At 66.4% G+C, this 22,016-nt stretch carries 21 protein-coding genes; 17 read left to right on the plus strand and 4 right to left on the minus strand.

The window, feature by feature from the left end:
- The first annotated feature begins 98 nt into the window (after nucleotides 1-98).
- From HTIA_RS08925 to HTIA_RS09000, 16 genes are all read left to right on the plus strand, one after another.
- On the plus strand, nucleotides 99-1,439 hold the full coding sequence (locus tag HTIA_RS08925) for an ISH6 family transposase (protein WP_008524214.1): 1,341 nt from the start codon (nucleotides 99-101) through the stop codon (nucleotides 1,437-1,439).
- A 171-nt stretch (nucleotides 1,440-1,610) separates the two neighbouring features.
- A complete protein-coding gene (locus HTIA_RS08930) occupies nucleotides 1,611-2,858 on the plus strand; it encodes a DNA cytosine methyltransferase (protein ID WP_008523705.1) in 1,248 nt (415 codons plus the stop codon).
- A 123-nt stretch (nucleotides 2,859-2,981) separates the two neighbouring features.
- Nucleotides 2,982-3,947, plus strand: a complete 966-nt coding sequence (locus HTIA_RS08935; RefSeq protein ID WP_008523703.1) for an AAA family ATPase — start codon at nucleotides 2,982-2,984, stop codon at nucleotides 3,945-3,947.
- A 5-nt stretch (nucleotides 3,948-3,952) separates the two neighbouring features.
- Nucleotides 3,953-4,906, plus strand: a complete 954-nt coding sequence (locus HTIA_RS08940) for a DUF4129 domain-containing protein (protein ID WP_008523701.1) — start codon at nucleotides 3,953-3,955, stop codon at nucleotides 4,904-4,906.
- Nucleotides 4,903-6,861, plus strand: a complete 1,959-nt coding sequence (locus HTIA_RS08945; protein WP_008523699.1) for a DUF58 domain-containing protein — start codon at nucleotides 4,903-4,905, stop codon at nucleotides 6,859-6,861. The genes HTIA_RS08940 and HTIA_RS08945 overlap by 4 nt, the downstream gene beginning before the upstream one ends.
- Nucleotides 6,858-7,361: a DUF7519 family protein gene (locus tag HTIA_RS08950; protein ID WP_148290948.1), complete on the plus strand. Its 504-nt coding sequence runs from the start codon at nucleotides 6,858-6,860 to the stop codon at nucleotides 7,359-7,361. The genes HTIA_RS08945 and HTIA_RS08950 overlap by 4 nt, the downstream gene beginning before the upstream one ends.
- Nucleotides 7,362-7,450: 89 nt before the next feature.
- Nucleotides 7,451-8,155: a DUF502 domain-containing protein gene (locus HTIA_RS08955; RefSeq protein ID WP_008523696.1), complete on the plus strand. Its 705-nt coding sequence runs from the start codon at nucleotides 7,451-7,453 to the stop codon at nucleotides 8,153-8,155.
- A gap of 98 nt (nucleotides 8,156-8,253) precedes the next feature.
- Nucleotides 8,254-9,414, plus strand: coding sequence for a hypothetical protein (locus HTIA_RS08960; protein WP_008523694.1), 1,161 nt, complete (start codon nucleotides 8,254-8,256; stop codon nucleotides 9,412-9,414).
- Nucleotides 9,415-9,551: 137 nt separating this feature from the next.
- Nucleotides 9,552-10,712 (plus strand): extracellular solute-binding protein, encoded by a 1,161-nt coding sequence (locus HTIA_RS08965; RefSeq protein ID WP_044950762.1) that lies wholly within the window; start codon nucleotides 9,552-9,554, stop codon nucleotides 10,710-10,712.
- Nucleotides 10,709-12,346: an ABC transporter permease gene (locus HTIA_RS08970; protein WP_008523692.1), complete on the plus strand. Its 1,638-nt coding sequence runs from the start codon at nucleotides 10,709-10,711 to the stop codon at nucleotides 12,344-12,346. Before HTIA_RS08965 ends, HTIA_RS08970 begins: the two co-directional genes overlap by 4 nt.
- On the plus strand, nucleotides 12,343-13,476 hold the full coding sequence (locus HTIA_RS08975) for an ABC transporter ATP-binding protein (RefSeq protein ID WP_008523691.1): 1,134 nt from the start codon (nucleotides 12,343-12,345) through the stop codon (nucleotides 13,474-13,476). The genes HTIA_RS08970 and HTIA_RS08975 overlap by 4 nt, the downstream gene beginning before the upstream one ends.
- The gene (locus tag HTIA_RS08980; protein ID WP_008523690.1) at nucleotides 13,476-15,497 is read left to right on the plus strand and encodes an ArnT family glycosyltransferase; all 2,022 of its coding nucleotides are present in this window, start codon (nucleotides 13,476-13,478) and stop codon (nucleotides 15,495-15,497) included. Before HTIA_RS08975 ends, HTIA_RS08980 begins: the two co-directional genes overlap by 1 nt.
- Nucleotides 15,494-16,042, plus strand: a complete 549-nt coding sequence (locus HTIA_RS08985) for a gluconate 2-dehydrogenase subunit 3 family protein (RefSeq protein WP_008523689.1) — start codon at nucleotides 15,494-15,496, stop codon at nucleotides 16,040-16,042. Before HTIA_RS08980 ends, HTIA_RS08985 begins: the two co-directional genes overlap by 4 nt.
- Nucleotides 16,039-17,700 (plus strand): GMC family oxidoreductase, encoded by a 1,662-nt coding sequence (locus tag HTIA_RS08990; RefSeq protein ID WP_008523688.1) that lies wholly within the window; start codon nucleotides 16,039-16,041, stop codon nucleotides 17,698-17,700. The genes HTIA_RS08985 and HTIA_RS08990 overlap by 4 nt, the downstream gene beginning before the upstream one ends.
- Before the next feature lie 91 nt (nucleotides 17,701-17,791).
- Nucleotides 17,792-18,565: a heliorhodopsin HeR gene (gene heR / locus HTIA_RS08995; RefSeq protein WP_008523687.1), complete on the plus strand. Its 774-nt coding sequence runs from the start codon at nucleotides 17,792-17,794 to the stop codon at nucleotides 18,563-18,565.
- Nucleotides 18,566-18,639: 74 nt separating this feature from the next.
- Entirely contained in the window at nucleotides 18,640-19,416 is a 777-nt protein-coding gene (locus tag HTIA_RS09000; protein WP_008523686.1) for a dolichyl-phosphate hexose transferase, read from the plus strand.
- Nucleotides 19,417-19,434: 18 nt separating this feature from the next.
- Here HTIA_RS09000 and HTIA_RS09005 read toward each other — a convergent pair whose 3' ends face one another.
- From HTIA_RS09005 to HTIA_RS09020, 4 genes are all read right to left on the minus strand, one after another.
- Nucleotides 19,435-19,839 carry a hypothetical protein gene (locus tag HTIA_RS09005; protein WP_008523684.1) on the minus strand — a complete coding sequence of 135 codons (405 nt, stop codon included), beginning with the start codon at nucleotides 19,837-19,839 and terminating at the stop codon, nucleotides 19,435-19,437.
- Nucleotides 19,839-20,525, minus strand: coding sequence for an RAD55 family ATPase (locus tag HTIA_RS09010; RefSeq protein ID WP_008523682.1), 687 nt, complete (start codon nucleotides 20,523-20,525; stop codon nucleotides 19,839-19,841). Before HTIA_RS09010 ends, HTIA_RS09005 begins: the two co-directional genes overlap by 1 nt.
- Nucleotides 20,526-20,620: 95 nt before the next feature.
- Nucleotides 20,621-20,890, minus strand: coding sequence for a DUF7577 domain-containing protein (locus HTIA_RS09015; RefSeq protein WP_008523680.1), 270 nt, complete (start codon nucleotides 20,888-20,890; stop codon nucleotides 20,621-20,623).
- Between the two features lie 59 nt (nucleotides 20,891-20,949).
- A complete protein-coding gene (locus HTIA_RS09020) occupies nucleotides 20,950-21,525 on the minus strand; it encodes a response regulator (RefSeq protein ID WP_021029581.1) in 576 nt (191 codons plus the stop codon).
- Between the two features lie 149 nt (nucleotides 21,526-21,674).
- Between HTIA_RS09020 and HTIA_RS09025 the strand changes: the two genes are divergently transcribed.
- Nucleotides 21,675-22,004, plus strand: coding sequence for a hypothetical protein (locus HTIA_RS09025; protein ID WP_008523677.1), 330 nt, complete (start codon nucleotides 21,675-21,677; stop codon nucleotides 22,002-22,004).
- Nucleotides 22,005-22,016: the final 12 nt, after the last annotated feature.

Genomic DNA, 22,016 nt, shown 5'->3' on the forward strand with positions numbered 1-22,016 from the left:
AGGCAAAAAATTGGTCGTGTCGCAAAGTCCTCTAGAGTTCAGTAACTGACTCCCCTGAGGAAGGGGACGCCTCTGGTGTCCACTCCGAGAGGTGCCCCATGCACGCCACAATCGACGTGCGGTTGACCGTTAGCATCGACGACGACAAAACGATACCGCTGGCCACGCTTGCCGAGTTCATCACCGATCAGAACATCGAATCAGTTCTTCTCGAAGGACTCGTCGAGAGCCTCGACGCGGCTCGCGTCGAGGCGCTCTGTGGTGAAAAACACGCCCACGGCAACGGTGACCAGCGCTACCAACGCGCCGGTACCGATACCCGCACGGCCGTCACAACCGCCGGTGAGCACGAATTCGACCTTCACTACGTCGAAGATACCGCCGCTGACCACGACGAACCCAGCTACTTCCGCCCCGTCGAAGATGTTCTTAGCTTCGACGGAGAAAACCGTTATCAGCAGGACATTGCGGCCAAGAGCGTCGATCTCGCTACCTCGCTCAGCTATCGTGACGCCGCTGACCACGGCGACGGCATCCTCTCGGAGATGCCGTCGCCGACCACGATCAACCGCCGCGCCAGAGAATACGGCAGCAAGCTCAAACAGTTCCTTCCAGACTGTGTCGCTGACACAGACGCTGATGCGGTTATTCCTGACGCCACGAAGTGTCACAGTCAAGACGACGACCGCTCGTACCACTCCGTCCAAGCCACGCTCGGCAAAGATACTGCCGAGGAGTCCCGCTCCCTGCTGGATCTCTCGGTCAACGCTGACTGGGACGAGACAGCCGCCGACCTCGACGACATCGACGCAGTCACTGACGACGCGACGGTCGTCAGTGACGCTGAGGAGGGTATGGTCACGGCCTTTACCGACGAAAATCGCAATCACCAACTTGATCTCGTCCACGTCGGCCGAACACTGGACTACAACCTCTGGGACGACGGCGTGTTCTCCTTGGATCGACGAAACGAGATCGTCTCGGAGGTGATCGACGAGGTGTTCCATCTGAAGAATTCGGTCGCCAAGCACCGGCCGGAAGAGGAGTTCGCGGCGATCCGCGAGCGGATCGCGCGAACGACCGAGCGTATCGAGAAGACAGCGTGGCAGTTGGATCAGTACGGGTCAGAGAAGGCTGCGGGGTATCTTCGGCGGTGGGTGCCGTCGATCGTGACGTTTGCCGAGCAGGCTGTCGAGGGGTTCGAGGTGCCGTGGACCTCGAACCCCGTCGAACGGCTGATGGGCGAAGTCAGCAAGCGATGCAAGAACCAGTGGATGCGCTGGACAACGGAGGGATTAGAGGCGATACTCCAGCTTCGGCTGGTGAAGTACGCTGATCCAGAGCACTACCAGGCGTTCCTTGATGAACTGCTCCAGCGATCGACCAAAACAGCAATGAGCTGTGACCTCTCAATTGAGAGTACCAGAGGCAAACTCTAGACCGCTTTGCGACACGACCAAAAAATTCAATCCCGATTAGTCCATTGACCGAGTTATGAGACAAAATAGTTGGAAGAAGGTATTTTGTAATCTCCTCTGTTGGCTAGTCTCCTGTGGAGTGGACGTCTCTTCACCGACAGATTTAGACGTCGGAAGAGCTAAACGAATTCTATGACGAAAGGGAAAGTCGTCGACCTGTTCTGCGGTGCCGGTGGGGCCTCACTTGGCTTCGCTAAAGCAGGGTTTGAGGTGGTCGGCGCGGTTGATGTCGATGAGCGCGCGCTCGAAACCTACGAGGCCAACCTCTGTGGCGGGAACCTCCTCGATGAACACGAGGGTGAAGTCTCGTTTGACGAACCGTTACGCGCCGACCTCGGCCGAGGGTATGAGGAACCCCCCACCGATGACGATATCCCCACAATCGACTTCGATGACATCCGGGAATTCTTCGACCTCGATGAAGGCGAAGTAGACGTAATCTGTGGCTGCCCTCCGTGCCAGAACTTCAGTAGCCTTCGCGATACTGAGCCGTGGCCTGAAGACCAGCCGAAAGACAATTTGCTACGCGCGTTCGTGGATTTCGTCGAAGAGGAAGTACCTAACATCGTCTTCTTCGAGAATGTCCGCAATATCATGACCGCGGGGGACGACGAGCCGACCACGTACGTTGACTGGCTCACACGTTCGATGAAGAACATAGTCCGGGACCATGACTCTCAAGAAAGCGGTGGTTACGGCGTCGATCTCAGCGTACTGAACACTGCGAACTACGGCGTACCGCAACGTCGAAAGCGTACCATCGGCCTCTTCGTCTACGGTCGCTCAGATGAGGAGGTTTCCCTTCCCGAGCCGACGCACGCTCGAGATCCTGGGGAAAGTGACAAGAAAGAGTGGAAGTCGGTAAGTGAGACGTTCAGGAGAGCCGAGGGACTGAAGATGAATCTGGAGTCCGGAGAGAGACAGGTCGGTGTTGAGGGATATCCAGACGACAAAGCCCATCGCGCTCGAAATCATCGCCAGCCAACGATTGACCGAATGAGGGCGATTCGACGCCACGGCGACAGTTGGCGCGATCTCGAAGGAACTGACGACGATCATCACATCGTTGACGCCCATAACGATGTCGAGGGTGGGGCCGGTTCAGCGTACGGAATCATGGACGGCGAACTTCCCGCACCAACGCTCACTACTCGCTGTACGACTCCCAGCTGTGGTCGATTCACGCACCCAACCAAGAATCGGGGTCTTACTCCACGGGAAGCAGCGCTACTGATGACATTCCCGCGCTGGTTTGAACTCCCCGCACAGAACGACGCTGCTGAGAGAGTTGTCGGTAACGCCGTTCCCCCTGATTTTGTGGAGACAGTTATGTCCCGAGTTCCTGAGTCAGCCTTTCGCCAAAAGACAGTGGGATTTTAACTGGACGCGTTCCGGTAGCCGCACCGAAACAGTCCATTTTGTTTCGTGTCGAGCCCCATCACCCCTTTCTCCGGCAGAAAATCCTATACAATTATAAACGTGGACGGGCCGTCACCACACGACATGGATATCGACGCGGCGGCAACGCAATGTCGGGAGGTAATCGACGTGTTGAACGAGGCGGTCGTCGCCGACCGGACATTCTTCGAGGACCTCCTCGTGGGGTTGCTCGCCGGGGGACACGTCCTGATCGAGGACGTGCCGGGGACGGGAAAGACCCTGACGGCACGCTCGACGGCGACGGTGCTGGGGCTGTCGTTCTCGCGCGTCCAGCTCACGCCTGACCTTCTGCCGGCGGACGTCATGGGCAGTCAGGTGTTCAACCAGCGCGACCGCGAGTTCGAGTTCCGCCAGGGGCCGCTGTTCGCGAACGTCGTGCTCGCGGACGAACTCAATCGCGCGCCGCCGAAGACCCAGTCGGCGCTACTGGAGGCCATGGAGGAGCGACAGGTCACCATCGAGGGCGAGACCCACCCGCTCCCCGCCCCCTTCTTCGTCATCGCGACCCAGAACCCGATCGAGGAGAGCGGCACCTTCGAACTCCCCGAGGCACAGAAGGACCGCTTCCTCATCAAGACCCAGCTGGGGTATCCCGATCGGGGCGGCGAGCGGACGATCCTGGATCGGCGACTCGCGCGTGACGCGGCGACGCCGTCAGTAGAGAAACTGCTCGAATCCGGGACAGTCGATTCCCTCCGAGAGGTTCCCGAGGCAGTCACCGTCGAGGGCGACCTCCGGGAGTACATGCTCGACCTCACGCGGGAAACCCGCTCGCATCACCACGTCCGGACCGGTGTCTCCCCGCGGGGGACCCAGCGCCTGCTGGAAGCCAGCCGGGCCTACGCCGTGATCGAGGGGCGAGACTACGTGGTCCCGGACGACGTCACCCGGATGGCCGAACCGGTCCTGGCACACCGGCTGGTGCTCACGCCCGAGGCGACCGTCCAGGAGATCGAGAAGCGCGATATCGTCCGGGAGATCGTCGAGGAGACGCCAGTCCCGACAGTTCAGGCGGACGCGACCGCCTGAGGAGGATGGCCGGAAACCGCACTCGGGGGGTCGTTGCCCTCCTCGCCATCGTCGCCGTGATCCTCGCAGCGATCGCTGTGGGGCCGCTGTTCGACGCCGAGCAGGGCGGCGACCGGATCGGGCTAGAACAGCCCCCATTGGACGGCACGAATTCCCAACCCGAGGAGGTCCAGACGCCGATCCGGCCGATCCTGACTGCGATGGCCGTGATCGGAATCCTGGCGACGCTCGTGCAGTTCGTCACCGAGCCCTGGGAGAGTTTCAAATGGCTCGTCGGCGTGACGGTCGGGCTTGCGGTGACCGCCGCCGCGTTCTGGGTGATACTCTTCGGTCCGCTGGGTGGCGCGTCGACGCCGGGACCCCCATCACAAGCGACAGCAGCAGCGTCGCCCGAGACGCCGGCAGGGACGCCGGGCTTTGGCGACGGATCGGAGACGCCGCTGGCGCTGCCGGTTGGCGGGGCCACCGGAATTATCATCGCCGCGGGTGTCCTCGCCGTGGTCGTCTTCTTCGCCTGGCGGTCCGACTCGCTTCGATCGGTCCTGTCGGCCGAGGACGGCGGCGAGGCGGACGCTGTGGACTCCGACCTCTCGACGCTCGCGCAGGTCGCCGGCGACACCGCCGACCGCGTCGAGGCCGCCGAGACGCCGCGGGCCGCCGACAACGCGATCTATCGCGCCTGGGGGGAGATGGTCACGCTGCTGGGCGTCGGTGACCCCCAGGAGGCGACCCCCAGACAGTTCGAGGCGACGGCGGTCGAGGCGGGGATGAACCCCGACGACGTCCACGTCCTCACGGAGACCTTCGAGGAAGTCCGGTACGGCGACGCGGCGCTGACCGAGACACGCCGGGAGCGCGCCGTCGCCGCGCTCGAACGCATCGAGGCCACACACGGCCCCGACGAGAGGGACGCGTCGGGACGACCTGACGGGGAGTCGAACGGAGGTGGGGAGACGTGAACGAGCGCCTCCGACGGTTCGCGGTCGTGATCGGCCTCGCGTCGCTTGCGGGTGGCGGCGTCGCGATCCTGACGGGGGGCGCGGGCGGCACCTCGAGCCTGACCGCCGTCCTGTACGGAGGTGGCGGCGTGCTCGCCGGCGTCATGGCACTGGTTGTCTATCGCGACTGGCGGACGGCGAGTCGCGTCGAGCCCCCGGCGGTCGAGCGGACGCCGACGCCGCCGACACCCGGAGACGCCTTCGACCGGACGGTGGCGCAGTTCGACGGCACCGGGACGGGCTACCTCCCGGACCGTGCGGACATCCACGACCGGATCCGTGAACTCGCGGCCAGGGTTCTCGCCCGCAAACGAGGGACGACGCCGGAGGCGGCCCTCGCCGCGATCGACGCGGGCGACTGGCCGCCCGACGAGGCGACGGCTGCGTTCCTCCGGAACGCCGACGCGTCGGTCGAGGAGTCCCTCTCGGAGCGGGCCCGGGGGATCCTCAGCGACGACGGGTCGGATTTCCAGCGCCTGGTGAAGCGGACGGTCGCCACGCTCGAGGCGGAGTCCGATCTCCTCGAAGACGCGGACGAGGGGCGACTCGTTCGCAAGGCAGACCGGGAGACAGACGAACGCCACACGACAGCGCGTCTGGCTTCCCAGCTGGTCGGCGGGAGTCAGGTGTACGGCGTCGTCACCGCCGCGCGCTTTCGACCGCTGATTCCGCTGGGAATCGCGTTCGTCGGCCTGGGGCTGTTCGTCCAGGACTCCGGCGTCGTGCTCACCGGGGCCGTCCCGATCGGGGTGGCAGCGCTTGCCGGACTCGTGACGCCACCAGAAGCCGATCTCGCCGTCGAGCGGACAGTCGATCCCCTCCATCCGGATCCTGGAGACGAGGTCACGGTAACGACGACGGTTCGCAACGACGGCGACCGGACGCTGCCCGATCTCAGACTCGTCGACGGCGTCCCGGAAGGACTCACAGTGGTCGAGGGATCACCCCGGCGCGGGACGGCGCTTCGCCCCGGCGAATCGACGACGATCGAGTATACTGTGACGGCGCGCCGCGGAGCCCACGAGTTCGAACCGCTCTACGCCGTGGTCCGGGACTACGCGGGGCGGTCGGCACGCACACAACTCGTCGACGCCGGCGAGGACGCCGACCGGTCGCTGTACTGTATCCCGGCGTTACAGGCCACGCCCGTGACGGTCCCGCTGTTCGAACACGCGAGCGAATCGCTCGGCCGCATCCCCGCCGAGGGTGGCGAGGGCGTGGCGTTCTACGCGACGCGGGAGTATCGCTCGGGCGACCCGACGAACCGCATCGACTGGAAACGCCTGGCACGCTCGCCGAGCGAGGAACTCACCACTATCGAGTTCCGGGAGGAACACGCCGCGACTGTCGCGATCGCCATCGAGACTGCGGGGTCAGCCTACACCGCGGCCGAGCCGGACGACCCGACCGGGATCGAGCGGTCGATCGCCGCCGCGCGGCGGGTGTGTGGGTCGTTGCTGGGGACCGGCGACCGGGTCGGAATCGCGTCGCTGGGGCCAACGCCAGTGTGGGTCTCGCCGGGGACTGGATTCGACCACCGCGAGCACGTCGAGCGCACGCTGGCGACCGACGACGCGTTCCCGGCGACACCCCCCGAAACCGACACGTTCAGTCCGCGGTGGGTCCGGGAGTTTCACCGGCGGTTCCCCGCGGAGACCCAGATCTTGCTGGTCTCGCCGCTGACGGATCCCACCTACCACTTCGTGATCCACCGACTGCGCGCATACGGCCACCCGGTCACGGTCCTGAGTCCGGACGTGACCACGGACGAGACCGTCGGCGAGCGCTTCGTCCGTCTCGAACGTCGCCACCGGATCGAATCGCTCCGGGAGGCCGGCGTCCGCGTGGTCGACTGGGGAAGCGACGAAGAGCTGGGCGTTGCACTCACGCGGGCCGGATCGAGGTGGTCAGCGTGAGCGCCGACGCACGATTTACTCACCAGCCTGGGGCCGTCCTCAGAGCGGGTGCGCTCGTGGCTGCCCTCGGAGTCGCAGCGCTCGTGGCTCCACTGTCGACACTTTCCCTGGCCGCGAGCGTGATCGGCGTGGTCGGCCTCGCCGTCGGACTGACCCGACACGTCCGGCTGGTGACTGGACTCGGGGCCGCCGCGGTAATCGGGGCCGTGATCGCCACCGCGTTCGCGGGGGTCGCCGTCGAGCGGTTGCTCCCGGCGGTCGTCGGAAGCGTCCTCGTCTGGGAGTTCGCGCTGGGAGCGTTCACGGCGGAGACGGAACTCGACGGGGGCAGCGTCGAACGCGCCGAGTTCCTCCACGTCGCGATCGTGACTGTCGTCGCGTCGCTGGTAGCGCTCGTGGCCTACGTCACCTACGAGACACTGACAGTCGGGGTCTCGCTTCCCGGTGCAGCGCTGCTGGTCGTCGCCGCGACGGCACTGGCGCTGGGCTTGCGGGACTAGCGAGACGAGGCGACCGGCGATTGACCGCGTCCGTGGCGGCGGGGCGATCACCGGTAGACGTTAGGGCCGGGCTCCCAAACAGCCCTACCATGTCACGAACCCGCACACTCCAGCAGAGTTTCCTCGCTGGGGTGTTCCTGGTCGCGCCGCTCGTGGTGACGATCGTCGCGCTCAGACTCCTGATCGGGTGGCTGTCGGGCTTTGTCGATCCGATCGTCACGGCGACCGCGCTATCTCAATACACGGCGAACATCACGCTCGTCGCCCAGAGTATCACGTTACTCACTCTCCTGACCGTGATCACTGGGCTGGGATATCTCGCCCAGCGGTCGATCGGCGATTGGGCGTTCGCGTGGTTCGACCGGGCGTTCGGCATCGTCCCCGTCGTCCGGGTCATCTACACGAGCGTCCGGCAGATGACCGATGCACTACGGAACCGGGAGAATCGCTACGAGAACGTCGTATTGCTCGAATACCCGCGAGAGGGGCTGTTCGCGATCGGATTCGTCACTGGCGAGAGTCCGACCACGACCCAGTCAGCGACCGGCGAGGCGTACAACGTCTTCGTCCCGCACAGCCCGAACATCACCGGCGGGCGACTCGTACTCGCACCGAAAGACACCGTCCACGAGGTCGACATCAGCGTCCGCCGAGCCATCAGATTGCTGATGACGACCGGCATCGCCGAAGAGCAATCCGACGTCGACGCACTCGCGAGCCAGGCCGACGTCGACATCCCCGACGTCAGGGCCGAGGACGGCCCGGCGGGGACAGCCGACCCGGACGACGCCTGACTGCAGGGCCGATCCGGGAACGCAGCTATTGACGGCAAAAACGCCCGATTGTCCCGATCGCTAGTCTTTTAGGCTACCCTAAACAATCGGACGTACCGATGACAACCCAGGACGTCTGCGTCGTCGTGCCGACGATCAGGAACCACGAGTTCCTCCGGGCGTACGCCGAGAACGCCCGCGAGCACGGGTTCGACCTCGATCGACTGTTCGTCGTCCTCGTCACCGAGGACTTCTGTGACACCGGCACAATGGAAGCGATGCTCGACGAGGAGGGCCTCGACGGGGCCGTCTTCGACGAAAGCGACCGCGAGGCGTGGTTCGACGAGCATGGAATCGCCGCGTACGAACACCTGATCCCGGCAGCCAGTCACGCCCAGACGTCCTTCGGCCTGCTGTATCTCTGGGCCCACGATCGCTTCGAGTACGGCGTCTTCCTCGACGACGATACCGCCCCGCACGACGACGTCGACTTCTTCGGGACCCACCTCGACAACCTCGCCTACGAGGGCGACCTCACGGCCGTCGAGTCCGACGAGCAGTGGGTGAACGTCCTCCACGAGACCGAGGATCTCTACCCCCGGGGGTATCCCTACAGTGCGATGGACGAGGACCGGACCGTCTCGACCGAGCGCGTCGAGAACGTCGTCGCCTCTCAAGGCCTGTGGACCAACGTCCCGGACCTCGACGCCGTCCGGATCCTCATGGACGGCGACCTCCAGGGACAGGCCCAGACCCGCACGACGCGGGCGGACTTCGGGGAGGACTTCGTCGCGGGCCGTGGGAATTATCTCACCGTCTGCTCGATGAACCTGGCCTTCCGGCGGGAGGTCGTCCCGGCGTTCTACCAGTTCCCGATGGACGACAACCCCTGGGACGTCGGACGCTTCGACGACATCTGGTCGGGCCTCCTCCTGAAGCGCGCGGCCGACGTCCTCGGCGGGCGGATCTACAACGGCGCGCCGCTGTGTGAGCACAACAAAGCGCCGCGGTCGACTTTCGGCGACCTGGCGAACGAGGTCGCCGGCCTCGAACTCAACGAACACGTCTGGAAACTCGTCGATCGGGCGGGGGCGGACGCCGACTCCTATGCGGGAGTGGCCCGCGCCGTCGCCGCGGAACTCCGGACCGGCGCGGACGACGAGTGGGAGAACGCCGACTTCCTCACCTACTGTGGGGAGTACCTCGACGACTGGCTGGACTGTCTGGCGGAACTCGACGCCGACGCAACTCGACGTGCAACGGCGGTGATCGCCGAATGACCGACCCCGAGCGTCCCCGCGGCCACGGTGAGGACGGGCGGACGGAACGGTCCGGTCACGAGGCCGACGGGAGAGAATCGGCGAAACCCGGGCGGAATCACGGAGTTTATACGTATTTAGGCAAACCTAAATCCAAGATGACACGGAGATCGACGAGTCGGCGGCAGTTCATGGGTGCGCTCGGCGCGGGCGCGCTGGCCGGGCTGGCGGGCTGTGCCGATCCGTTCGGCGGCGACACGACGGACGCGGGCGAGGAGATCTCGGTCCCCTCACTCGCGCAGTTCCGCGGCTCCGGCGCGCTCGCGGAGGGACGACCGGCCCCGGGCGGCACGTCGATCGACGAACTGCCGGATCTCTCCGGCACGTTGAATATCTACATGGGCGGCGGCGAGGGTGGCATCTACGAGCGCTTCATCGAGATGTTAGCGGAGATCTACCCGGACTTCTCGGGGTTTACCGACGACGCCCCCTCGGCGTCCCAGGCCCAGTCGATCGTCGAGGCGGTCCAGTCCGGGGGCTCCCAGGCCGACGTCTTCTGGTCGATCGACGCCGCCTCGCTGGGCTACGTCGCCGAAAACGACGCCTACGAGCCACTCGCAGACGAAGCGCTCGAACCCGTCCCGGCGCACTTCCAGGGCGCGGACGGGGCGTGGGTCGGCGTCGCCGGCCGCGCCCGGAGCGTCCCCTACAACACCGACGCGATCGACGCGAGCGAGATCCCGGAGAAGGTTGCGCAGTTCCCCGGGACCGACGCCTTCCAGGGGACGATGGGGTGGGCCCCGACCTACGGCGCATTCAAGTCCTTCGTGACCGCGATGCGCCTCCAGGAGGGGGCCGAGACGACTCGCCAGTGGCTGGAATCGATGCGGCAGGCCGGTACCGAACGCTACCCCAACGAGTACGTCGTCACCCGGGCCGTCGCCGACGGCGAACTGACCGCCGGGTTCGCCAACCACTACTACGCGATGCGGGTGAAAAACCAGCGCCCCGACGCGCCGCTCGATCTGGCCTTCACGAGCGGTGACGCCGGGGCCTTGGTCAACGTCGCCGGGATCCTCCAGATCGAGGGCACGGAGAAGGACGCGTTGATCACGGACTTCGTCCGGCACCTGCTGTCGGCGGAGGCCCAGGAGTTCTTCGCCACCGTGAGTTACGCGTATCCGATGATCCCGGAGGTCGAACCCGTCGGCGGGCTGCCGACCGTCGACGAGTTGAACCCCCCGGACATCGATCTCGCGGCCCTCGCCGATCTCGAACCGACACTGGAACTGATGTCCGAGGCCGGCGTCCCGGGATGAGCCGCGAGGGCCGAGTCGGGGGCCGCCGTGAGCGCCTGTCGGGAGCCCCCGGCCTCGGTCGGCCGTCCGGGCTGACGCTTCTCGCCGCCGCCATCGCCGTCGCGCTGGTGGCCCCCCTGGGCTGGCTGTTTCTCGAGGTCTTCGACCTCGGCCCGCGCGCGCTCGAACTCGCCGTCGACGGGCGGACCATCGAAATACTGCTCCGCAGCGTCGGCCTCGTCGGCGTCGTCACGACGGCGAGCGTCCTCGTCGGCGTTCCCATCGCGCTGCTGACGGCCCGAACCGACCTGCCCTTCGCTCGGCTGTTCACCGTCCTCGCCGCCCTCCCGCTGGCGATCCCCAGCTATCTCGGGGCGCTCGCCGTCCTCTCGGCCTTCGGGACCGGCGGCGTCCTGACGGGCGTGCTCGCTCCGGTCGGGATCGAGCAACTCCCGGAGATCAGCGGCTTCGCCGGCGCGGCGCTCGTGCTGACGCTTTACACCTATCCGTACGTCCTCCTGACGACGCGCGCGTCGCTGCTGTCGCTGGACACCTCCCTGATCGAGGCCGCCCGGACGCTCGACGCCGGGAGACTCGAGGCGTTTCGCCGAGTGACACTCCCCCAGATCGCGCCCGGGATCGCTGCCGGGGCGCTGTTGGTCGCGCTCTATACGCTCGCTGACTTTGGGACGCCCAACTTCATGGGCGTCGAGGTGTTCACCCAGGCGATCTACGCGCGATACAACAACCTGATGCGACCGTGGGCCGCGCTGCTGTCGGTCCAGTTGCTCGGCGTGACGGCCGCGATCCTCTATCTCGAGTCCCAGGTCGGGGCCGACGACGAGGGTGCCTATCAGAGTCGGGGGACGCGGGGGGGTGCCGTCCTCGAACTCGGAGCCTGGCGGTACGTCGCTGCCCTGGTCCCGGCCGTCGTGGCGGGGCTGGCCGTCGTGCTCCCGGTGGTCGTCTTCGGGCTGTGGCTCACGAACGACGTCGGCGGCTACACGGCCGGCGGACTGGCGTTCTCCTGGACGTACGGCTGGAACTCGGTGTACCTGGCCGCCCTCGCCGCCGGCGGATCGTTGCTGGTCGCGCTGCCGGTGGCGGTCGCGGCCGCACGTGGTCGGTCCCGACTTGCGGCCCTCGCCGACCGCGTCTCCTACGTCGGCTACGCCACGCCGGGGATCGTCCTCGCCTTCGCCCTGGTGCTGTTCGCGCTCAACGCGCTCCCGTCGTCGCTGCGGACCACGGCCGAGAACCTGCTCGTGATCCTCGTCTTCGCGTACGTCGTCCGGTTCGTCCCACAGGCCATCGGTGCGATCCGGACCGCGACGATGCAGGTCGACCGCCGCCTGATCGAGGCCGCCCGGACGCTCGGGCGCACCCGGATCGAAGCGTTCCGGGCGGTGACGCTGCCGTTGATCGCGCCCGGGATCGCGACCGGTGCGGCCCTCGTGTTCCTGACGACCATGAAGGAACTGCCGGTGACGCTACTCTTACGGCCGTTCTGGTTCGATCATACGTTAGTGACCTATATCTGGAAAGTGCGTGAGGCGGGCCTCTACGGCCGGGCAGCTGTCCCGGCCCTCGCGTTGATCGCCATCTCCGGCGTGTCGATGGCCGTCATTCTCAGCCAGGAGGGTTCGAACACGTGACTGCCACACCACCATCGACTGCCGTCGATCCACAGCCCCGGACGACTGGCACAGCTGAATCAACCGGCGAGGACCCCGCGGTCCTCGAACTCGACGGCGTCACCCGACAGTTCGGGGCCGAGACTGCCGTCGCGAACCTCAGCCTGTCCGTCCAGGAGGGCGAACTCCTCACGCTGCTCGGACCGTCGGGTTGCGGGAAGACGACGACGCTTCGCCTACTCGCTGGGCTGGACGAACCCGACGCCGGGACGATTCGGGTCGCCGGGAATCGCGTCGCGGGCGAGGGGACGTTCGTCAAGCCGGAGGAGCGCGACGTGGGCCTGGTCTTCCAGGAGTTCGCGCTGTTTCCCCACCTCTCCGTGGGCGAGAACGTCGCCTTCGGCATTCAGGATCGATCGGACGACGAAATCGACCAGCGGGTGACCGACCTCCTCGAACTCGTCGGCCTCGGGGACTACGCGGACGCGAGTCCGGAGGACCTCTCAGGCGGCCAGCGCCAGCGCGTCGCACTCGCGCGCTCGCTCGCACCGGAACCCGACGTCCTGCTGCTCGACGAGCCGTTCTCGAATCTCGACGTGGGGCTGCGCGAGGAGATGCGTCGGGAAGTACGGCGGATCATCAAGGAGACCGGCGTCACCGCCGTCTCCGTGACCCACGACCAGGAGGAGGCCCTCTCGATCAGCGACCGGGTGGCCGTCATCGACAGCGGGCAAATCGAGCAGATCGGCCGCCCGGAGATTGTCTTCCAGCAGCCCGAATCACGCTTCGTCGCGGAGTTCCTCGGCCAGGCCGGGTTCGTCTCCGGGACCTTGGCAGACGGCTGCGTCGACACGCCGCTTGGGCCGCTTTCGGCCGATCGAATCGATGGACTCGGCGACGAGTACGACGGGGCCGAGATCGACGTGCTCGTCCGCCCGGACGACATCCGCGCCGTGCCGGCAGATCCGGCGGGCACCAACGGCCGGATCGTCGATCGCCAGTACACCGGCCCCTCCTTCGTCTACACGGTCGAGTTGGACTCGGGTGCCGTCCTGCACTGCGAGCACAACCACGCCGAGGAACTCGGAATGGACAAACGCGTCCGGGTTCGCCTGGCGACCGACCACCCCCTGGCCTGGTTCCCCGCGTGATGGACCGACGCCGTTTCCGCATCGCCACGCTCGCACTCGCCCTTCTCGGCGCACTCGCTGTCTGGCTCGTCTCGACGGACCTGTTTCCGTCCCACTCGCTAAATCACGACGAGGGCGTCTACCTCCAGCAGGCTGCGATGTTGCTGGAGGGCAAACTCCACCTCACGCCGCCCGTCGAGGGCGTCTTCCGGCCGTGGTTCTTCGTCGAGGGGGGCGGGAGGCTCTACCCGAAGTACAACCCTGTCCCCGCCGGGCTGTTCGCCCTCGGGGAACTGTTGGGAGGCTATCGGCTGGCACTGCCCGCCATCGCGGCTGGGATTTTGGCGGGCGTCGCCGGCGTCGTGCGCGAGGTCTTCGACCGCCGAACCGGACTCCTTGCAGCTGCTTTCGTGCTGACCTCCCCCCTCTTCCTCCTCGATACCGCGACCTTCCTGCCGTACGCGCCGACGACGCTGCTGAATCTGGCCTTCGCCTTTGCCTACCTGCGGGCCGACCGGACCGACGGCCGGCGGTGGGCAGCGGCGGCGGGCGTCGCGATCGGTCTGGCCTTCTTCGCCCGGCCGTACACCGCTGTCCTGTTCGCGGTGCCGTTCGTCGTCCACGCGTGCTGGACACTCACCCGGGACTGGCGGACCGCATTGCCCCGGCAGGCGGCGACTGCCGCGCTCGGCCTGGTAGGCGTCGCGCTCACCCTCGGGTACAACGCGGCGGTGACCGGTTCGGCCCTGACCTTCCCCTACGAGGCGTTCGCGCCGCTGGACGGCCTCGGGTTCGGGCACCGCGAACTCCTGAATCACGCTATCGAGTACACGCCGGGGCTCGCGTTCGAGGCCAACTGGAACGTCCTCGCGACGTTCGTCGACCGCTGGATCGCCGGCGGGATGGTCGGCGCGGCGCTCGCTATCGTAGGATTCGTCGTCGCCGTCCGCCGGACGTGGTCGCCCCGCGTCGCCGTCCTCGCCGGCCTCGGGGTCTCGGTCCCCGCCGGGAACCTCTACTTCTGGGGGAACTACAACCTGCTCGGCGACCTCCCAACCCCCGGCGACGGCCTGATCGCCTCGCTGGGCCCGTACTACCACTTCGATCTCCTCCTCCCGGTCGCCGCCTTCGGGGCCGTCGCCACCCTGGCGGCCGTCGATACCCTCCGAAACGCCCTCGACGCCCGTCTCGACCGCCGGGCCGCCCTCGCGGTCTTCGCGGCCGTCGCCCTCGTGAGTACGCTCGTCCTCGGCGGGATCACGGCCAGCCAGGCCGCCGCACCCGTCGAGCGAAACGCCGACGTGACGGACACGTACGAGCGGGCCTACGCGCCGTTCGAGCCCGCGCCGCCAGCCAACGCCGTCGTCCTCACACCGACGCCGTACGGCCCCTGGCTCAACCATCCCTTCCAGGCGCTCCGGAGCGATCCGGGCTACGACAGTCGGACGGTCTACGCGATGGACGATCGCCCGTTCGCGGTCGCCGAGGCGTTCCCCGACCGGGATCTCTACCGGTTCGGCTTTCGCGGGGTCTGGGACCCGCTCGGTGACTCGCCCGAGGCCGCCCGGCTCCAGCGCGTCCAGGAGCGCTCGGGCGAGTCGGTCACCCTGAACGCACGCGTCGGCCTCCCCGAGCGGGTCACGAGCGCGACCGTCACCGTCGAGACGGCCGACGGGACGGCCCACTACGTCGCGAGCGACACCGGCGACGACCTGGCGTTCGAGGTGGCCATCGAACCCGAGACGGTCCGGGTGATCGGCCCGCTCGAAGCCGTCGGCGAAGAGCTGCCGGCAGTCGGCGACAGTGACGACGTCGAGGTGACGGTCTTCGCCGACGACGGCGTCGGCGGATTCGAGTACCGGCTGTCGGTGCCAGTCGAAACGGAGGGCGGGCAGGTGCGCGCGCTGACGCCCAGCGTCGAGTACTGCCTCGACGCCCGTGCCTGCGGCGGCGCGGCGATGTACGTACCCGAAGAGTCACCGGACGGCGTCTTCGTCCGGACCGAGCTGCGAGCGACGAACGAGACACAGGAAGAGACATGACCCACGAACTCACCAGACGCGACGCGATCGCAGCGCTGTCGGCCGTCGGGGCGTCGCTGGCCGGCTGTGTCGCGCCGGTAGCGGATGGCGACGAGCAGGCAGACGAGGAGGCGGACAGCACGCTCTCAGATCACGACCACGAGACGCTGACTGCCGCCGCGGAGGTGCTGTATCCCGACGATGTAACCGAGATCGAAACGTTCGTCCAGCGCTACGCGACGGGACGGACGGCCGACCGGCCGGAACACGCCGACGGGATCGCCGACGCCGTCGCCTACCTCGACAAGTACTGTCGGGCGTGGTACGACGCCAAGTTCACGGCGTTGTCGCCGGACGAGCGTGACGAGGCACTCCGGCGGATGGGGGCCGACGACGCCGACCCTGATCCCGACGGAAGCGACGTCGAGCGCCTGCGCTACTACGTGATCAACGACCTGCTATTGGCGCTGTACGCCTCGCCGACCGGCGGCGAGTTGGTCGGGATCGAGAACCCGCCGGGCCACCCGGGCGGGCTCGCGAGCTATCAACGGGGGCCACAGTCGTGAGCGGTGGTCGTCGGTCGAACGACCGCGCGGATCGCACACCGATCGAAGACGCAGACGTCTGCATCGTCGGCGCTGGTCCCGCCGGCGCGCTGATCGCCCACCGGCTGGCCGCCGTGGGCCACGAGGTGGTCGTCCTGGAGGCTGGGCCGCGATTCGACCCCGAAGCCCGGATCGAGCAGATGGAAGACGCGCTGCGGCCGGCCCATGGCCGACCCGACGTCTGGGGGATGGGGGGCGAGCGCGACGCCTATACGTCGAGTGGCGATCGACACTACCCGCTCAATCACACTCGCGTGAAGGGCGTCGGCGGGTCGACGCTGCACTGGCAGGGGATGGTGATGCGCCTCCACGAGCGCGATTTCGCCGTCGCGTCGCAGGATGGCGTCGCCGCCGACTGGCCCATCGAGTACGACGACCTCCGGCCCTATTACGCCGAAGCAGAGACGGCGCTGGGGATCGCCGGTGCGAGCGACAACCCGTTCGAGCCGCCACGCGAGCAGCCCCACCCGATGGCTGCCTTCGAGCCATCACACAGCGATTCGATCTTCGCCGAGGCCTGCGAGGCCCTGGGGATCACGACCCACTCGGTACCCAACGCTCGCAATTCCGAGCCCTACGACGATCGATCGGCCTGCGTGGGCTACGGCACCTGCCAGCCCGTCTGTCCCTCCGGCGCGAAGTACGACGCCACGAGTCACGTCGAGAAAGCCGAGGCAGCAGGGGCGCGAGTGGTCGACCGCGTCCCGGTCCAGCGCCTCGAACACGACGACGCGGGCGAGGCGGTGACGGCGGCGGTCTACGCCACGCCCGACGGTGAGACGTATCGCCAAGAGGCCCGGGAGTTCGTCCTCGCGGCCGGCGGCGTCGAGACGCCGCGACTCCTCTTGCTGTCGGACTCGCCACAGTATCCCGACGGCCTGGCGAATTCGAGCGGGCTCGTCGGGCGGTACTTCCACGAGCACCTCTTTGCCGGGACGAGCGGCGTGATCGACCGGGAGACCCGCCAGCACCACGTCGGATTCAACACCACCGAGTCCCACCAGTTCTACGACGAACCGGCGGCTGGAACGGGACAGGGGATCCCCGCGGCCGAGGCCGACGCGGACGATCTCGGGCCGATCAAACTCGAATTCCGCAACTACGGCGGTCCCTCACCGGTCGGCCTGGCGCTGTCCGACGGCGGCTGGGGCGAGGCGCTACGGGAGCGAGTCGCCGACGCCTACGGCAACCACCTCACGGTGGGAGCGCTTGTCGAGCAGACGCCGCGGCGGGAGAACCGCGTGGCTCTCGATCCCTCGATCACCGACGACCACGGCAATCCCGTCCCGGAGATCCACTGGGATCTCGACGATCGCACCCGGCGGACGCTCCGGCGGGCCAACGCGATCCAGGAGGGGATTCTCGAGGAACTCGACGCCGAGATCACCTGGCAGATCGGCCCCGAAAACACAGGGCCAGCGTTCCACCACATGGGGACGACGCGGATGGGGGCCGATCCGGAGGAGAGCGTCGTCGACGGGCGGGGCCGGACCCACGATCTGGCGAACCTCTGGCTCGCGGGGTCGAGCGTCTTCCCGACCGGCGGCGCGATGAACCCGACGCTCTCGATCGCTGCCCTGGCGTTGCGGGCGGCCGACCACGTCGCGGAAAAGCTGTGACACGGATTCGTCCTGGGCGCGTTCGACAACAGCCCCGTTTCGGGCCGACCGCCGGGCAAAGAATGATCACCGTTCGCTGAGAAGCACGATCATGGCTACAAACCCCAGCGACTGGAACCTCCGACGGTTCAACGCCGCGATGGCCGTCCTGCACTTCCTGCAGGGCGCACTGATGGTGTACCTGAGTTCTTCGCGGGAGTGGACGATCACGGCGGTCTACCAGGAGTTCGATACGACGACCGAAACGCTCTCGCCGGTCATGGAGTCGATCGGGACGATCGAGTTGGCCTACCTGGCCGCCGGGTTCCTGTTCATCTCGGCGATCGCCCACGCGCTGATCGCGACCGTCCTCTACGATCGGTACGTCGCGTATCTCGAGCAGGGGATGAATCCCTATCGGTGGTACGAGTACGCCGTCAGCGCGTCGTTGATGATTGTCCTGATCGCGATGCTCGCCGGCGTCTGGAACCTGGGCACGTTGATCGCGCTGTTCGGCCTCGTCGCCGTGATGAACCTCTGTGGGCTGGTGATGGAACGCCACAACGCCCTCACCGAGGAGACCGACTGGAGTTCGTTCATCGTCGGTTCGCTCGCCGGCGTCGTCCCCTGGATCACGATCGCCGTCACGATCGTCGGCACCTACTCCTTCGGTGAGGGGAGCCCGCCGGACTTCGTGATCGCGATCTACGTCTCGCTGTTCGTGCTGTTCAACCTCTTCGCGATCAACATGCTGTTACAATACCGGGGCGTCTGGAAGTGGAAAGACTACCGCTTCGGCGAAGTCGGCTACATCGTCCTGAGCCTGGTCGCGAAGTCACTGCTCGCCTGGCAGGTCTACTTCGGCGCGCTCAACTCGCCAGTGTAGCGGCCAGAACGCGGCTTCGCCCCTTCTTTAGGCCAACCTAAAGACTCAAGTGTACCCCGACGAACGGGAGAGTAATGAGCGACGACGGAGAGAGTGACCACGGAACCAGGACGGATGCGTACACGTTCGCGGACGTCAGCGTCGTGATGGGGACCTACAACGAGCGCGAAGCGATCGGGGCCGTCCTCGAAGACATCGAACGCGTGACCGACGGACAAGCCGAGGTGGTCTGCGTCGACAGTTCGAGCGACGGGACGGCAGAGGTGGCTCGCGAGCACGGGGCCAGAGTGATCGAACAGGAACCGCAGGGCTACGGCGTGGCCGTCCACGAGGCGATCGCGACGCCCGACCGGCCGGTGATCGTCACGACGGACTGTGACGACACCTACCCGATGGAGCGACTGCCGGACTTCCTGGCAGCCATCAACGATGGGTACGACGTGGTCAGCGGCGACCGGCTCACCGGCGGGGCCGAGACGATGCCCCGGTTCAATCGGCTGGGGAACCACGCCTTCGCGTGGCTGGCGAGTGCCCTGATCGGCGAGCGCGTCCACGACACGACCACGGGGATGCGGGCCTACCGCCACGAGGTCATCGACGCGATCGAGTGGACCGAGAACACCGGGCTCTCGGCCGAGTTGCTCCTTCGGCCGCTGGTTCGTGGGTATCGGGTCACGGAAATCCCCATCGACTATCGCGAGCGCGTCGGGGAGACGACGCTCGACCCACTCGCCGGTGGGGCCGCGATCGCGAAGTCCATCGCCAAAGTCTCTCTTCAGGAGCGCTGGCAAAGTCGATCCGGGAGTGAGCCAGCAGGGCTCGACCGAACAGTCGACGGGCAGTCTCGCTAGTAGTGCGCACGGAGCGCCTCACTTCCGCAAGAAATCGGGCAACTCCTCGCGTTCGAGTCCGTCCTCGAGTCGCCGTTCGAGCATCTCGATAGAACCGAGCGCGTCCGGGAGCGAGTCCCGCCCCTCGGGGACGTCTTCGGCGTCGACGGTCGTCTTCTCGCCGTCCCCCTCGATCAACTCGTCCCAGACCGCCGTCGACGCCTCGACCTCGTCGCGTCGGCCCGCAGCCTTGCGTTTGCCCTCCTGGTAGGCGAGTTCGATGAGACTCCGATCGTAGGACCGGCCCGTCGTCTCCAGGACGCGTTCGTACTCCTCTGGATTGGGGTCGCCGAGCACCGCCGCCACGCCGAGAGCGAAGGCACGCTCGGTGGCCTCGTCCTTCCCGAGTGTCTCCCAGTCTGTGCCGTAGGTGCGTTCGTACATTATGTCTGGACCTTGCTATCGGGGAACACCCGCAAGCCCTGCTCGGAGAACTCGATCTCACGGATGTCACAGTCGATAGCGGTCCCGCGCATCTTGATGACCTGCACGCCGCGGGTCATGCTGCCCGAGTCCAGGAAATTGTGGAAGAAGATGACGCCGTGTGCGAGGTAGTGCTCGTCGGAATACGCGCTGGGATCGGTCATCTCCGAGATCAGGACGATCGTCGCGTCGGTCTGTTTCAGCGCCGAGAGAAAGCCCGTGATCTCCTCGGAGACGTCGGTGAAAAAGTGCTGGAGTAGCATCGTCGAGTCGATGACCGCCCGGTCGATGTCGTTGGCTTCGATGTAGGCCACGAGCCGATTCGTCAGGCCGCCGTCGCTCCCGAACTGCGAGATCGTCCGCTTGCCGCTCTCGGTCACGAGGTTCAGAAACTGAACCGTATTCGACTGCATCGCCCGGTCGAACCCGAACTCGAAGCCGGCCATGTCCTGGCTCAATTCGGACTTCGTCTCGTGCATCGTCACGTACAGACACGTATCCCCCTCTTTGGCACCCTGGGTGATGAACATCGACGAGAAGGTCGTCTTCCCGCTGCCCGGCGGCCCACTTACCACGTAGAGCCGGTTCGGCAGCAGTCCACCCTCGACGAGTTCGTCGAACCCCGGCACGCCACTGGCCAGACGCATACCGGACGAAGACACCGTCACCACTAAGGCCTTTCTTCGTCGTTCTCAGGAGTGATACCGCCGGGCCCATTCGAAAGGCGTAGCGTGACGGACGCCTACCGGTACTCCCTGGTACACTCCCGACAGTAGGTGTAGCTCGGATCGAACTCGTTTTCGGCCCCACAGTGTGGACACCGGACCGTCTCGCCTCCCGTCAGGTGGTCGGTGTCCCGCGATTCGACTGTCTGGCGCGGCCCGCGCTCGCCAGTCTCCGGGGTCGTGCGCTCGAGTGACGTCTTTCCCTCCCCGAGATACCAGTAGATGAGCAACTGAAAGAGCAGAAATCCCAGGACGTACGCGACGATCCAGCCCCAGACGGGAGCCATGTGTTATCTTTTAACGTGCTCGTACTTGGATTTTCGGATCGGGACCGTCCTGGCGGCAGTCACGCTTCCTCGTCGAAGTCCTTGAACGCCGTCGCGAAGTCGTCGTCGTCGAAGGAGCCGATCGTCTCGTCGAGGCGCTCGCGAAGTTCGTCGCGTCGATCGAGCAACCGCCCGTAGGCGTCGTTGTGTGCCAGTTCGGTTTCGCTCTTGTTGGATCGGAGCGTGGCAACCTTCGAGGACACCCGGTAGAGTTCCTGGAACTGCTTCTCGTAGGACTGGAAGGTAAGCAGGCGTTCGATGGTCTCGAACAGTTCCTCGCGGGAGACTGGTTTGGTGATGTAGGCGTCGAAGGGCATCTCGATGATGTCGAAGTCCGGATCGACAGCCGTGACCATGGCCACCCGGCAATCGAGGCCCCGATCGCGGATCCGTTCGAGCACGTCGTCACCAGAGAGTCCCGGCATCCGGCGGTCGAGCAGGACGACGTCGACGGTATCGTCGAGCGTCTCTAAGGCCTCCTGGCCGCTATACGCCGTCAGAACGCTGTACTCACCCTCCAGCTGGGCGGCGTAGGCGTCGGCGACGTCCGGCTCGTCGTCGACCACCAGAACGATGGGAGCAACACTGGCTGACATCTGCGTGCCCGAAGTTGGTGTGGCACGTCCCATAAGGCTTCGGGCGTCCGTGCGGCGAACCCACCAGCGCCTGGCTGGTCCGCCCACTCCCCGCCGGTGGAATCGGCCGGCAACCGGGGAGCTATGTCGATCGAAGTTCTACGACAGGTATGGTCGAAGTCACGTATTACTGTCCGTACTGCGGGGCCGTCACGAGCGTCGAACGGGACGCCACACTGGAAGACGCCTCCGTGACGCGAGAACCGCTCGCCGACCGGGAATACGCCGCGACGACGGACGACGTCGAGGCCGCCGACGGCATCGAGTTCGTCTGTCTCGGCGACGTCGAAGGCGACGCGGTATCGCCGGACAGAAACAGTCCCCGCCAGCGAGCAACCGACCGCACTGGCGGCCCGCGACCCGACCGCGAGGGTTGTGGCCGAACGTTCTACTTGAACTATCGGCAGTCGCCGCCGCCGACAGTCGGGCCCCGGCAGTGACTCACTATCCCC

This window comes from Halorhabdus tiamatea SARL4B (genome assembly GCF_000470655.1).
Classification (GTDB): Archaea; Halobacteriota; Halobacteria; order Halobacteriales; family Haloarculaceae; genus Halorhabdus; species Halorhabdus tiamatea.

Bases quoted from the DNA above. Each gene is read 5' to 3' on its own strand.
- HTIA_RS08970 (WP_008523692.1), top strand. From the start codon at position 10,709: ATGAGCCGCGAGGGCCGAGTCGGGGGCCGCCGTGAGCGCCTGTCGGGA.
- HTIA_RS09025 (WP_008523677.1), top strand. From the start codon at position 21,675: ATGGTCGAAGTCACGTATTACTGTCCGTACTGCGGGGCCGTCACGAGC.
- HTIA_RS08980 (WP_008523690.1), top strand. From the start codon at position 13,476: ATGGACCGACGCCGTTTCCGCATCGCCACGCTCGCACTCGCCCTTCTC.
- HTIA_RS08960 (WP_008523694.1), top strand. From the start codon at position 8,254: ATGACAACCCAGGACGTCTGCGTCGTCGTGCCGACGATCAGGAACCAC.
- HTIA_RS08925 (WP_008524214.1), top strand. From the start codon at position 99: ATGCACGCCACAATCGACGTGCGGTTGACCGTTAGCATCGACGACGAC.
- HTIA_RS08935 (WP_008523703.1), top strand. From the start codon at position 2,982: ATGGATATCGACGCGGCGGCAACGCAATGTCGGGAGGTAATCGACGTG.
- heR (WP_008523687.1), top strand. From the start codon at position 17,792: ATGGCTACAAACCCCAGCGACTGGAACCTCCGACGGTTCAACGCCGCG.
- HTIA_RS09010 (WP_008523682.1), bottom strand. From the start codon at position 20,525: ATGCGTCTGGCCAGTGGCGTGCCGGGGTTCGACGAACTCGTCGAGGGT.
- HTIA_RS09005 (WP_008523684.1), bottom strand. From the start codon at position 19,839: ATGTACGAACGCACCTACGGCACAGACTGGGAGACACTCGGGAAGGAC.
- HTIA_RS08940 (WP_008523701.1), top strand. From the start codon at position 3,953: ATGGCCGGAAACCGCACTCGGGGGGTCGTTGCCCTCCTCGCCATCGTC.
- HTIA_RS09020 (WP_021029581.1), bottom strand. From the start codon at position 21,525: ATGTCAGCCAGTGTTGCTCCCATCGTTCTGGTGGTCGACGACGAGCCG.
- HTIA_RS08985 (WP_008523689.1), top strand. From the start codon at position 15,494: ATGACCCACGAACTCACCAGACGCGACGCGATCGCAGCGCTGTCGGCC.
- HTIA_RS09000 (WP_008523686.1), top strand. From the start codon at position 18,640: ATGAGCGACGACGGAGAGAGTGACCACGGAACCAGGACGGATGCGTAC.
- HTIA_RS08930 (WP_008523705.1), top strand. From the start codon at position 1,611: ATGACGAAAGGGAAAGTCGTCGACCTGTTCTGCGGTGCCGGTGGGGCC.
- HTIA_RS09015 (WP_008523680.1), bottom strand. From the start codon at position 20,890: ATGGCTCCCGTCTGGGGCTGGATCGTCGCGTACGTCCTGGGATTTCTG.
- HTIA_RS08955 (WP_008523696.1), top strand. From the start codon at position 7,451: ATGTCACGAACCCGCACACTCCAGCAGAGTTTCCTCGCTGGGGTGTTC.
- HTIA_RS08965 (WP_044950762.1), top strand. From the start codon at position 9,552: ATGACACGGAGATCGACGAGTCGGCGGCAGTTCATGGGTGCGCTCGGC.